Annotated in this window: 10 protein-coding genes and 1 pseudogene; 2 read left to right on the plus strand and 9 right to left on the minus strand. The window is 39.2% G+C overall.

Features of this window, described 5'->3' with window-relative positions; genetic code table 11:
• Positions 1–256 (minus strand): annotated as a pseudogene (locus ACFQ3N_RS11395) (hypothetical protein); the annotation flags it as partial.
• Positions 257–647: 391 nt separating this feature from the next.
• Between ACFQ3N_RS11395 and ACFQ3N_RS11400 the strand changes: the two are divergent.
• On the plus strand, positions 648–1514 hold the full coding sequence (locus tag ACFQ3N_RS11400; protein ID WP_390362501.1) for an SDR family oxidoreductase: 867 nt from the start codon (positions 648–650) through the stop codon (positions 1512–1514).
• A gap of 206 nt (positions 1515–1720) precedes the next feature.
• Here ACFQ3N_RS11400 and ACFQ3N_RS11405 read toward each other — a convergent pair whose 3' ends face one another.
• Both ACFQ3N_RS11405 and ACFQ3N_RS11410 read right to left on the minus strand, forming a co-directional pair.
• The gene (locus tag ACFQ3N_RS11405; protein WP_390362503.1) at positions 1721–3205 is read right to left on the minus strand and encodes an alpha-amylase family glycosyl hydrolase; all 1485 of its coding nucleotides are present in this window, start codon (positions 3203–3205) and stop codon (positions 1721–1723) included.
• Positions 3206–3478: 273 nt separating this feature from the next.
• Complete coding sequence (locus tag ACFQ3N_RS11410) at positions 3479–3832, minus strand: YisL family protein (protein ID WP_390362505.1); 354 nt, start codon at positions 3830–3832, stop codon at positions 3479–3481.
• Between the two features lie 187 nt (positions 3833–4019).
• On the opposite strand from ACFQ3N_RS11410, the gene ACFQ3N_RS11415 reads away from it, so the two are divergent.
• Positions 4020–5216: an ornithine--oxo-acid transaminase gene (locus ACFQ3N_RS11415; RefSeq protein WP_390362507.1), complete on the plus strand. Its 1197-nt coding sequence runs from the start codon at positions 4020–4022 to the stop codon at positions 5214–5216.
• Between the two features lie 43 nt (positions 5217–5259).
• Here ACFQ3N_RS11415 and ACFQ3N_RS11420 read toward each other — a convergent pair whose 3' ends face one another.
• From ACFQ3N_RS11420 to ACFQ3N_RS11445, 6 genes are all read right to left on the minus strand, one after another.
• Entirely contained in the window at positions 5260–6762 is a 1503-nt protein-coding gene (locus ACFQ3N_RS11420; protein ID WP_390362509.1) for a nitrate/nitrite transporter, read from the minus strand.
• An 86-nt stretch (positions 6763–6848) separates the two neighbouring features.
• Positions 6849–7544 (minus strand): respiratory nitrate reductase subunit gamma, encoded by a 696-nt coding sequence (narI, locus tag ACFQ3N_RS11425; protein ID WP_390362511.1) that lies wholly within the window; start codon positions 7542–7544, stop codon positions 6849–6851.
• Positions 7545–7570: 26 nt separating this feature from the next.
• Entirely contained in the window at positions 7571–8164 is a 594-nt protein-coding gene (gene narJ / locus ACFQ3N_RS11430) for a nitrate reductase molybdenum cofactor assembly chaperone (protein ID WP_390362513.1), read from the minus strand.
• Complete coding sequence (gene narH, locus ACFQ3N_RS11435; protein ID WP_390362515.1) at positions 8165–9661, minus strand: nitrate reductase subunit beta; 1497 nt, start codon at positions 9659–9661, stop codon at positions 8165–8167.
• On the minus strand, positions 9651–13322 hold the full coding sequence (locus tag ACFQ3N_RS11440; RefSeq protein WP_390362517.1) for a nitrate reductase subunit alpha: 3672 nt from the start codon (positions 13320–13322) through the stop codon (positions 9651–9653). Before ACFQ3N_RS11440 ends, narH begins: the two co-directional genes overlap by 11 nt.
• Positions 13312–13596: a hypothetical protein gene (locus ACFQ3N_RS11445; protein WP_390362519.1), complete on the minus strand. Its 285-nt coding sequence runs from the start codon at positions 13594–13596 to the stop codon at positions 13312–13314. The genes ACFQ3N_RS11440 and ACFQ3N_RS11445 overlap by 11 nt, the downstream gene beginning before the upstream one ends.
• Positions 13597–13606 lie beyond the last annotated feature (10 nt).

Genomic DNA, 13606 nt, shown 5'->3' on the forward strand with positions numbered 1-13606 from the left:
TTTGTGAAGACATCATTGCATTCGCATCTTGAACAGCACTATTTGTATAATAATCGTTCATTTGATATTTTTGTTTTACTGTTTTTTGCATGCTTTCAGAGCGTAAAACTTTTCCTGAACGTTTTTCTTTTACTTGTGTTTGAAAAGAAAAATGCTTCGCTTGATTCATAAGAAAAAGAGTATGAGTGATAGAATCAACATGCAAATTATCAATTGTATTTTTATAGACTCTGTTAGAAAAATACGCTTTTTTCATCACACATACTCCTTTCAAGGTTTATTAGGTTTATTTTACTATTACCGAACATACGTTTCAATAGAATCTAGAGTTTTTCTATTTTTTACCTTCTATAAGAGATAAAAAAGAGCGATTCATCTCCCACCTAAACGCTCGCGTGTTTTGAGGAAGGAGTCTTCTCGCTTAAGACCGATAAAAATAACCCCAATACTAAATATGACAAAAAAAGCTATTTTCAAAAATAACTCGAATTTCATTTAGACGAACTCCCCCCTTTTTACAAAATAGTACAACAATTTACATATATTTTACCACAATTAATCATCAGTATTTTAAACAATTGAAAAGGATTGAAGACATTAAAAATGGGTAAACCTATTGTACAGTTCGTTTTAAGGAGGATTTGCATATGAAACAATCAAAAAAAGCACAAACACCGCCAGCCCAAGAACAAAAAAGACAGCCAGGTATTGAATCAAAGATGCATCCTGAGCCTGAATATATTCGATCTGATTATAAAGGAAGCCAAAAACTGCAAGATAAAGTAGCTCTTATAACAGGAGGAGATAGTGGCATTGGTCGAGCAATTAGTTTGCATTTTGCAAAAGAAGGAGCAAACATTGCGATCGTTTACTTGGATGAACATGGTGATGCCGAAGAAACAAAACGTTTAGTAGAACAAGAAGGTAGAAAATGTCTGTTGATTGCTGGTGATGTTGGAAATCAATCTTTTTGTGAAGCAGCGATAACAGAAACACTCGCCGAACTTAAGAAAATTGATATTCTCATTAATAACGCTGCAGAACAGCATCCACAAGATAACTTTTTAGATATTACAAACGAACAATTTGAAAACACGTTTCGAACAAACATGTTCGGTACGTTTTATATGACAAAGGCTGCACTGCCCAATCTAAAACGAGGCAGTACGATTATTAACACAACATCGATCACAGCATATGAGGGAAATACAGCACTAATAGACTATTCCGCTACAAAAGGTGCTATTACTTCGTTTACTAGGTCCTTATCTGGTTCCCTTATTGATAAAGGTATCCGCGTCAATGCTGTAGCTCCTGGCCCAATATGGACTCCGTTAATACCATCTACATTTAGTAAAGAAAAAGTAGCATCATTTGGTGGAGACACGCCAATGAAAAGACCGGGTCAGCCTAAAGAATTAGCTCCAACGTATGTGTACCTGGCAAGTGAGGATTCCAGTTATGTTACTGGTCAAACATTGCACGTAAATGGTGGAACGATTATTAATGGCTAACAGGTTTCGGTGCGTAGGTATATCGTACTAATTCGCTGATAAATGTGAGATTTTCGCTGATATGTCACAAATTTCGCTGATAAACATTGGTTTTTCGCTGATATATCACGAGTTTTCACTGATAAAACCAAAATTTCGCTGATAAACGAACAAAAGCGCAAGCGCAAAAAAGAGGTTAAATTCATATCGAATTTAACCTCTTTAACTTACTTATGCTGTTCTTGCTTCTGCTTACGGCTAAGAAATACAATGAAGGAGATGAACAAAACGAATATTCCGCCGACCAATCCAATAAATGTCCAATTAAAACCGGTATCCTCCTGAATCGTAAATACATCAGCAGATTCACGTGCTAGTCCGATTTTAAATTCACCTTGTTCATTTTCCCTAACAATATCATCCCCAAGAATTCCTTTGAGCTGTATCCCTGATTCCAAGTCAGTTAACGAGACGGAGCGTGTTTCGGCATCATTATTTAGCGCGATATACATAGTTTCATCTTTAAATGTACGTTTAAAAACACTCATGCCTCTTTCAGTTTCAACTATTTCAAAATCACCATATTGCAGTACTGGGAATTCAGATCTTAATGCTGAAATACGATCATGGAATTCTTTCAAATCTGGGTCCCCACTATTAAATTGAACCAGTTGCTGTGCTTCTGCTGCATCAGCCCCATACATCGGTATTTCGGATCCTTGAAAAATCATCGGAACACCTGGGGTTGTATACATATAGGTTAATGCTAATTTCCAAGTAGACAAGTAACTTCGACCATTCTCGGCTAGTTTTTGCGTAAAACGTTTGGAATGCTTATTATCGATATACACTAATCCTGTTTGGTCCTCCACTTCTTGATATATATCTGATACTGGAGTCCCAACCTGTGAAAAGACGTTAGACATCGCCTCGTGTAATGCATGGTTTTCAACCGCCGTAATAGCTCCATTTTCTTTCAGTTCACTCACAAACTCATTGGCACTTAATGTGTCTGCAAGGATGTAAAAGTCTTCATCACGGTCTTGTATATGATCTGTGAAACTTTTTAGGAATTCTCCTGAAGCTTCATCTGCTGCATGTAGTTTAAAACCATCAATATCCGTTTCTTCCATCCAATAAGAAGCAGCATCCATTAAAAATGCCTCGACTTCTGGATGGTCTTGATTTAAAACAGCAACATTATCCAAATCCTCAGGTGGATTTGCGCCGTCCAATATCCAATCTTCTTTTTGGGGATCCGTTACAATTGGATGATTTAAGGAAACATAGTTCGTAACAAATTCTATGACTACCTTTATATCTCTTTCATGTGCTTCGTCAATCAGTCTATTAACATCCTCCATCGTCCCGAATTGCTCTTCTACTTCATAAAAGTCCTCTATCCAGTATCCGTGGTAACCATCAGGAGCATTCGCCATAATCGGGGATAGAGAAATGGTGGTAAACCCAAGTTCAACCATCGTATCGAGTTTGGTTATAATTCCTTCAATATCGCCACCATGGTATGCTTCAGGATCATCAATCCGTACTTGATCACCGGTTTGTGCATCCCCATTGTTGTAACGATCGACAACTATATCGTATATAATTTCCTCTTGTAGTTGCCGATTCTCATCAGCTGAAATGTCAGTCGGCTTAGCTACTACAAAAAGTAACATCGCTGCTGCACATATAAAAACAATTTTCTTCATAGATTGGTTCCTCCAAAGTTTTAGAAACTTGGCATTCGGCAAGCCTTGATAGCGAATGCCTTAGTCGCGCTTATGCAGAAAAGAAAGTTTATGCTTTCTTCCAACAAAATAGTCCTTGTACCATTATTAACCTTTCCAAAAAATAATCAATATATTGCTTAACATTGTTGAAAAGAGTTCATATTCTCGAATGATTTATGGCAATTGGACCTTCATTAAAACCACCTATGTAATTCAATAAAAGCTGTCTCCCATATACGGAGACAGCTTTTATTACATTGGCAAACGCCAGAATCCAAGAATCAGCGTAATAATGATGGCTATAATCAACTGGATCCACCAGCTTTTTGTTGCCTTCTGTTTTTTTGTTTTGACAAGAATCATTTCCAATGCTGCAATTACCCAAATTCCAGCAATCCCTTTTACAATAGCTTCTCCCATAAGGTCACTGCCATTGAAGTAATTGGCAATTAAATCTCCACCGGTATACAAAATGAATAGATAATCTAAACGCAAGACCATATGAACCATTTTTGCGGGCTTTCCTTTTTCTTGCTGATACATGGAATACGCCACGGCAAATAAAATGAACGCTAGTACCCAAGCAGTAATATGCATGTGTGTCATTTATATGTATCCTCCCTATTAATTTGTATGATATTTGTGATATAAATCATACTTATACTATCGATATCATATCACGTTCAGATGTGAATTTCATATGACAGATTTTTAAACATCAAACAAGAAGTAAAACAAAGCAAAAACTGTTATACTGAATTAGAAATGTATTTTTCAATATCGGAGGGATAATATGGTACAAGATAGTCAACGTATTATTGATCAGACTCAGGAGTATGGCGCAAAAAATTATCACCCGCTTCCTGTTGTGATAACCAAAGCTGAAGGAGTATGGGTGGAAGACCCAGAAGGAAATCGTTATATGGATATGCTTAGTGCTTATTCAGCTGTAAACCAAGGTCATCGTCATCCAAAGATTATTGATGCTTTAAAACAACAAGCAGAAAGAGTAACACTAACATCACGGGCCTTTCATAACGATCAATTAGGTCCATGGTATGAAAAAATTTGCAAATTAACGAACAAAGAAATGGCACTACCTATGAACACTGGTGCTGAAGCTGTTGAAACAGCAGTAAAAACTGCACGTCGTTGGGCATATGATGTTAAGGGTGTAGCAGAAGATAAAGCTGAAATCATTGCATGTGTGGGTAACTTCCATGGCCGTACGATGACAGCAGTATCTTTATCCTCGGAAGCGGAGTACAAACGTAGTTTTGGTCCAATGCTTCCTGGTATCAAAATTATTCCTTATGGTGATATTGATGCATTAAAAGAAGCAATTACAGAAAACACAGCAGGCTTTTTATTCGAGCCGATTCAAGGTGAAGCAGGTATTGTTATACCACCTGAAGGCTTCCTAAAAGAAGCTTATGACGTTTGTGCTAACAATAACGTTCTTTATATTGCTGATGAAATTCAAGCAGGACTTGGACGTAGTGGGAAAATGTTCGCATGTGACTGGGAAGATGTAACACCAGACATCCTTATTTTAGGTAAAGCATTAGGTGGTGGTGTATTTCCTATTTCTTGTGTGGTAGCAGATAAAAAAATACTTGGTGTATTCACTCCAGGTTCACATGGATCGACGTTTGGTGGAAATCCACTAGCATGTGCTGTTTCCACCGCCTCCCTAGAAGTACTGGAGGAAGAGAATTTAGCGGATCGCTCATTAGAATTAGGAAATTATATGATGGATGAGTTACGCAAAATTGATAATCCAATGATAAAAGAAGTACGTGGAAAAGGCTTGTTTGTCGGAGTCGAGCTAAATGAAGCAGCTCGTCCGTATTGTGAAGCACTTAAAGAAAAAGGATTACTATGTAAAGAGACACATGAAAATGTAATCCGTTTTGCTCCTCCGCTTGTCATTGAGAAAGAAGATCTGGAATGGGCCATTAATCATATTAAAGATGTTTTAAAGTCTTAAATACCAAGAAAGAGCATGGAGATATTATCCATGCTCTTTCGTATTACTTTTCCGTATCCTTCGTAATATCACTAAAAATTGCAACATAATGGGTGATGATGCCTTCATCACTTTCAACCGCGCTTATGGTTAACCATTCATGATAGATTTCACCATTTTTCCGTTTATTCCAAATATCACCCTGCCAATATTGATGTCTATCCAACTCTTTCCACATTTCTTCATAAAAATCTTCATCATGATGGCCTGAACTTAAAATACTTGGCATTTCTCCTAATGCTTCTTCTGCTTTATAGCCAGTTACCTCTGTAAAAGCTTTATTCACCTTTGTGATAAAACCATCCGTATCGGTAACCATAACTCCCTGTCCTGTGTCCTCCACAATTTGATTAGCAAGATTAAGCCGATCAGAATAAAACATCCAGATAACAATTATTAGACTAGCTAAAGCGAACTGAGACAAGGCCATAAAACCTATCGCATAATGACCTGTCAGGCTAAATACAGTTGTTAAAATAAGTGGCGGAAAAAAACCTCCTAAGCCCCCCATTGCTGCAACAATTCCGTTTACAATACCACCTTGTTTTGAAAAATATAAAGGTACAAGTTTAAAAATGGTACCATTTCCAATTCCAGAGCATACAGCAACCGATAGCGTTCCAATGGTGTATAGTGTAATGGTTGGCGAAAATGATAGTAAAATGCCTGCAAACGTAAGTCCTGCAAACACAATCATTAAGATTTTAAACGGATCAAATTTATCCCCTAACCAACCACCTAATGGGCGAATAATGGTACAAAGTGCGATAAATCCTGCTGTTCTTAATCCTGCATCAACTTCTGTTAGATTGAATTCTGAAACCAGGAAATTAGGTAGATAAACGGTAAATGCTACAAACGAACCAAATGTTATAAAATAAAAGAGACTTAGAAACCAGACTTTTTGATTACGATATACAGCAACAACTTGATCCTTTAAAGGTGTCGTAACTTTTGGCTCATGACGATCACCAAAGAAAAAATTGAGTATGGCAAATAGTAATAGCGGAATCAAAAATAAACGAACGGTAACTTCCCAACCAAATTGACTTGCAATGATTGGCGCACCAAAGGCAGTCAATGCTGTTCCAATATTACCTACACCATATATCCCATTTACAAATCCGTGCTGTTCTTTCGGATAATATTTAGGAAGTGATGTTACACCTGCAGAAAATATGGCACCACCGACACCTATTAATAATCCTGCAACAATCAAGCCGCTAAATGAAGTAGCAATACTAATGTAGTAAACTGGAATAATTAAAAATAAGAGACTTAATAAGAAAATCAACCGGGCGCCAAAGCGATTTGCCCAATAACCAATAGGTACCCGTAAAATGGAACCTAATATAACAGGAACTGCTGTAACCCAGGAAATTTGCCCTGCTGTAAGTGCGATATCTTTTTTTATGTAAGGCATTAGGGATGACAGGATTACCCATACCATAAATCCAACAACTAAGCTTAACGTCTGAAGGGGTAATTGTACTTTTTTTATATCCACTAGTGCTGTTCCTTTCTTTTCTTATTTTGCAAAAAAACGCCTGGATATGATAAATGTTGGTTTATCCAAGCGTTTTTTAAGTGAATTTAAATACCTTTTCTCTTATAAGCTGATCGCGATCTATACTGCTGTGGTGCACGCATTGGATAGTGAACTGGAACACTATAAATGTGCACCAAATGCGTAAACGGAATCGATGCGAATAAAGCAAATGCTGTAATTACATGCAGTTTAAACAGGAATGGAACAGTAGTCATTAACTGGTACTGTGGTTGAAAGATGAATAAACTCCGAAACCATGGGCCAATCGTTAGACGATATTCATATTCCAGAACAGTTGTATTGTAGACCAACGTAATATACACACCAAGTCCTGAGACGATCAACAAGCTGATTACGGTAAAGAAATCTGCAAAAGTCGCATGAACTTTAACTCGGTCAAATTTCATTTTACGAATCAGCAATATAACTGCTCCAATTACAACCATCAATCCTGCAAGACCACCACCATATATGGCAAAAAAGTGATACATATGGTCTGACACACCAAGCATATGATAGAACTCAATCGGAATAACCATTCCCATAAGATGACCAATAAACGCAAACAGAATTCCGTAATGGAACAAAGGCGATCCAAGTTTTAACCACCTTTTTTCCAAAAACTCTGTTGAAGGTGCCACCCATGTTACCTGTCGAAACATAAATCGGTAAATACTACCAAAAATCATGATTACCAAGGTAATATACGGGAAAATAACCCACCAAAATAACCCTTCCATCTCTTCACCTCCTCACACTCTTGTTGTTATTTGTACATAATTGGATAAGGTAGTTCTTCTAGATCTGCCTTTTCTCTTTGTTGTTCAAGCTGCACTAATTCTTCTTTTGTTGGGGCATCAAATACGTACTGCATGAGAACCGAAATGATGTGGTAGAACGGATTTTCTTCGTGTAATTGATTAAAGATGCGATGGGTAACACATGCCAATCGATTTTTTAATCGTTCGCTCTCTGGATGATCATAGGTGACTGCTACAAACTCATACATCATAGGAATGTAATCAGCCAATTCACCATCCATACGTTCATAGCCAGCCTCGTTCACGATTTTTTGAAGTCTAATTAAAGCAGCACCACGCTTTGGACTATCTCCAAATTCATGTGCGGAAAGATATAGACCCGTTTTTTCTTTTAAATCAAAGGTACTGACATAAATTTCCCATCGATCGTGAAGTGGAATACGATAGACTTTGTCTAGCGCATCTCCCACTGTCTTCTTCACATCATCTTCAAGATCCATATCTTCCAAGGCTTCGGTTACAGCTTGTTCATCTTCTCTAGTAGGGTAACTCAACATCCGGGACGCAATGATGAGCAAATTTGATTGTAAGGATTCCACTTAACTTCCCCTCTCAAATGGATAGGTTACCATTCCTTCTGGTGGAGCCAGATCTTCAAGGCTGCACGCTCCTTGTTTGTAATGCAGGTCATCGTCCATTTCTCTGCGCCCAGTTGGTATTACAAAACGTTCATCATATTTTGCTACCCCCAATAAACGTACCATTTCCTCAATGGTTTCCACGTCAAGACCGGCTTCCTCCAATAATTTACTTTCTTGCAGTTCATCAATTCCACCAACATTCACAGAACGCATATGAACACGCATTGCGGTAAGCTTCAGTAATACATTTCGAATGACTTCGGTATCACCTGCTGAGAGCAATGAGGCCAAATATTCAATTGGTATACGCATTTGATCGACTGCTGGAATATATCCGTCTGTATTCAATTCATCTTCATTTGTCACATGATTCATAATCGGACTTAGTGGCGGTACATACCAAACCATTGGTAGTGTACGATATTCAGGATGCAATGGTAAGGCAATCTTCCACTTCATAGCCATCTTATAAATTGGTGATTCCTGTGCTCCTTTTATCCATTCGTTATTAATTCCGGCTTTTTCAGCCTCTTCAATAACCTCCGGATCAAATGGATCTAGAAAACAATCTAGTTGTGCTTCATATAGATCTTGTGGATCCTCAACTGTTGCTGCTGCCTTCACTTTATCTGCGTCATAAAGCACCACACCAATATAACGAATTCTACCAACACATGTCTCTGAGCAAATAGTTGGAAGTCCCGCTTCCGTTCGTGGATAGCAGAAATTACACTTTTCAGCTTTGTGCGTGTTCCAATTATAATAAACCTTGTTGTACGGGCATCCATTCGTACAAAAACGCCATCCGCGACACTCTTCCTGGTCCACTAATACGATCCCGTCCTCATCACGCTTATATAATGCGCCGGATGGACAAGAAGCTACACAGGAAGGATTCAAACAGTGTTCACATATTCTCGGTAAATACATCATAAATGTTTTTTCATATTCCATAGCTATGTGTTCCTGCATATGCTGTATATTTGGGTCAAGTGGAACGACTTCACTGCCTCCAGCTAGATCGTCGTCCCAGTTTGATCCCCATTCAGGTTTATCCATATATTTACCAGTGATCATTGACTTCGGTCTTGCAACTGGAAGGTTTTCTGACTTTGGACTGTTTAATAAGTTTTCGTAATCATACGTCCAAGGTTCATAATAGTCTTCTAATGTACCCATGTTTGGATTGTAAAAAATATTTTTAAGTTTGGAGACCGGCCCGCCAGCTTTTAAACGAAGCTTACCATTTTTCAGTTCCCAACCACCTTTATAACGATCCTGGTTTTCCCATTCCTTTGGGTAACCTGGGCCTGGTCGTGTTTCAACATTGTTAAACCACATATATTCCGTTCCTGGGCGATTTGTCCAAGTTGACTTACATGTTACCGAACATGTGTGGCAACCGATACATTTATCCAAATGCATTACCATAGCAACCTGCGCTTTAATTTTCAAGCCAATTTACCTCCTTCAATGGTCTTATGATCGCAATCGTATCTCGCTGACTTCCTGTTGGGCCATAATAATTAAATCCATAACTTAGTTGGGAATAGCCACCAATCATATGAGTTGGTTTTGCTGTAATTCGAGTCACACTATTGTGTGTCCCACCACGCTTTTTACCTACAGTCGTACCTGGCACTCCCATCGTACGGTCTTGGGCATGGTGCATATATGCCATTCCTTTAGGTATTCGGTACGTAAGCACTACTCTTGCTGATATGGCACCATTTCGGTTGTACACTTCGATCCAATCGTTATCTTTTAGACCAATAGAATTACCGTCTTTCTCATTCATCCAAACTGTTTGCCAACCTCTAAATAACTGCACCATAGCCGAGGTCTCGGTAAACATGGTATGAATACCCCATTTTTGATGCGGGGTTAAATAGCGAATGGTTATCGATGGACCGTTACTTTCGGCTTCCTTCTCCCCTTTAACATAAGGTCCCTTTGTTAATGGTGGAAGATACGTCGGTAACCCTTCACCGTAGTCAAGCATCATTTCGTGATCCAAATAAAAACTTTGTCTGCCGGTTAGTGTTCTCCAAGGAATGCTATATTCCGTGTTCACCGTAAATGGAGAGTACCTGCGACCATCTTTTTCCAAGCCACTCCACATTGGTGATGAGAGTGTTTGCCGTGGTTGTGCTGTTATGTCAGCTAACGTGAAGGCTTCTTCCTCACGACCTTCAGCAATTTCTCTTAATTTTTGTCCAGTCTTCAGTTCGAGATTTTCCCATCCCTCTACAGCGCGTTTCCCATTAGAAGCACCTGACATCAGCAGAATCGTTTCAATTGCTTTTATATCGGTATATAAATCTGGATGACCTTTTCCGATTCCTTCTCTTTTAGAGACCCCCAACCGTTCTTTCAACTCTTCATAGACCTTATCACCTGGAAGTTTTATGCCTTTCATGCCATATCCCTTTTTCAAGTTAGGACCAATTGTTGTCATTTTTTGATACACATTTGAATAATCCCGCTTAACAACTGCAAAGTTTGGCATCGTCTTACCAGGAATAGCTTCGACTTCCCCTTTGCGCCAATCTAAAATCTTTCCGTTCGGTTGTGCTATTTCATCCTTTGAATCATGCCCTAAGGGTGAAGTCACTATTTCTTCTGTTTCTGGCAGATGTTCTTTAGCAAGTTCAGAGAACACTTTACTGATTTCACGGAACCCATCCCAGTCACTTTTCGCTTCCCATGGTGGTGAAATTGCTGCGTTAAACGGATGGATAAATGGATGTAAATCCGTTGTACTTAAGTCGAACTTTTCATACCATGTCGCAGTAGGAAGAACAATATCTGAGAATAGACCGGAACTTGTCATTCGAAAATCAATACTTACAAAAAGATCTGATTTCCCTTCAGCCCCTTTGTCTTTCACATTAACTGTTTCAGGTTTCCAGGAGAGACCAGTATCCGCTAGGACTTGATCATCCCCACCTATTAGATGTTTAACAAAATATTCATGTCCCTTTCCACTGTCACCAAGTAAATTTGATCGCCAATTAAAGAAAACTCTTGGAAAATTTCTTGGATCATCCGGATTTTCAATTGACCAGTCAATTTCTCCTTTTTTGATCTTATCAACGATGGAATCGATAACAGCTTGGTCTGTAGTTGCGCCATTCTCCCGAGCTTCTTTTACTAAGTCAATCGAGTTTTGTGAGAACTGCGGATAAGATGGCAGCCAGCCTAACCGTGCTGATAACGCATTAACATCTGCAGGGTGCATGTCTTGGTATTTACTGCCCCATTGCGTTTCTTTTGGTTCTGATTTTTCTTCATAACGATATTGATCCGTTGCAAAATAAAAGAAAGATGTTCCATTTTGCAGTCGTGGTGCACTTCCCCAGTCTTTTGAAAAGGCCACTGTTTGCCAACCTTCTACAGGTCTCACCTTTTCTTGACCAACGTAATGGGCCCAGCCACCACCATTAACCCCTTGAGAACCTGTCAGCAAAACGAGATTTAAAATCGAGCGATAAATTTGGTCACTGTGATACCAATGGTTTGTTCCGCCCCCCATTGCTATCATCGATTTACCTTTTGTTCGTGCAGCATTATCAGCAAATTCTCTTGCCACTTGGATTACGTGCTGTTTATTTACGCTAGTTATACTTTCCTGCCATGCTGGTGTATAAGGCTTTGGATCGTTATAATCAACCGGATAATCTCCTGGCAATCCACGGCTAACACCAGTATGAGCCATCATTAAATCGTAAACCGTGGTAACACGAAGGTTATTGCCAGCTTTATCTTGTATGTGTTTAACAGGAATTCCGCGTCTTACTACGTCACCTTGCTCGTGTGCGAAATATGGAAATTCTACTTGAACCGTTTCCTCCGACATTGGCAAGAAACTTAGCTCTGGATTTATGGTGGAACCGTTTTCATTTTCCAAATTTAAGTTCCATTTGTTGTCTCCATCCCAGCGGTGACCCTGTGTTCCGTTAGGGAATGCTACACTATTTGTATTGGCGTCCCAAACAACCGTTTTCCAATCGCCAAGCTCTTGGTTGTCATTCAAATCAGACGCATGCAAAAATCTACCTGTTCGATATTCTCCGTCTTTTTGGTCGACTGTAACGAGAAAAGGTAGATCTGTGAACTTTTTGGCATACTGAATAAAATATGGAGTTGGATTATCCACATAAAACTCTTTGAGTACTACATGAGTCATGGCCATAGCCAGTGCTCCATCTGTCCCCGCTCTTGCTGGTAACCAAACATCAGCAAACTTTTCATATTCAGCATAGTCAGGACTAACTCCAACTACTTTTGTACCGTTATACCTTGCTTCAACCATAAAGTGAGCATCCGGAGTTCTGGTTTGAGGCAAATTTGTACCCCAAATAATGAAATATTTCGTGTTGTACCAATCAGCACTTTCTGGTACATCTGTCTGATCTCCCCAAACCTGTGGTGATGCTGGCGGAAGATCTGCATACCAATCATAAAAGCTTAGGATATTACCACCGATTAAAGATAAAAAACGTGTCCCAGCAGAATAGCTCACCATCGACATAGCAGGAATTGGACTAAAACCTGTTACACGGTCAGGACCGTATTTTTTAATCGTATGTATAATGGCACTTGCAATCATTTCGCAAGAATCTCTCCAATTCGCCCGAACGAATCCACCCTTACCTCGTGCCCGAACATACTTTTCGCGTTTTACCGGATCACTCGTAATATTACTCCATGCTTTAACAGGATCGTGACCTAATTCACGTTCCTCTTTCCACATTTGGTAGAGATCACTACGGATATAAGGATATTTCACGCGGACAGGGCTATAGGTGTACCATGAAAAACTGGCACCCCTTGGACATCCCCTTGGTTCATATTCTGGAAAATCCGCTCCATTGGATGGATAATCGGTTTGTTGTGTTTCTGAGGTGATGATTCCATCTTTGACATAAATTTTCCAACTACACGACCCAGTACAGTTAACTCCATGGGTAGATCTCACAACCTTGTCATGTGCCCACCTATTACGGTACATTTTCTCCCAATCACGAGGTCTGGGACTTTCTTCTGTAAATCCGTCATTAATTCGTTCACCAGGTGTCAGGAACTTTAAGTGTTTGAACAGTTTATTTGTCATTGGAATCACCATTATTCGCAATAAATTCTAGCGGGTTAAACCGCTCTCCTACGATTCTGAAGCTCCCTTTACCTTCCTTAAGTTCTTGGATAAAGGTTTTATAATCAGGAGCATTAGCTGCCACTAAAATCAACCTTTCTATCGTATCAAATTCGTCTATCTCATAAATACCTTGGGTAACCTCCGGAGAAATATCTCCAAACCGCAGCTTTAAAAGTCCTAAAAGGTCTTCACGATCTTGTTCTAATGCAGCTTCTTGTTCATATTGAAACATTACACTCCCT

Origin of the sequence: Virgibacillus byunsanensis (genome assembly GCF_042675965.1) — a bacterium.
GTDB classification, from domain to species: domain Bacteria; phylum Bacillota; class Bacilli; order Bacillales; family Amphibacillaceae; genus Virgibacillus_R; species Virgibacillus_R byunsanensis.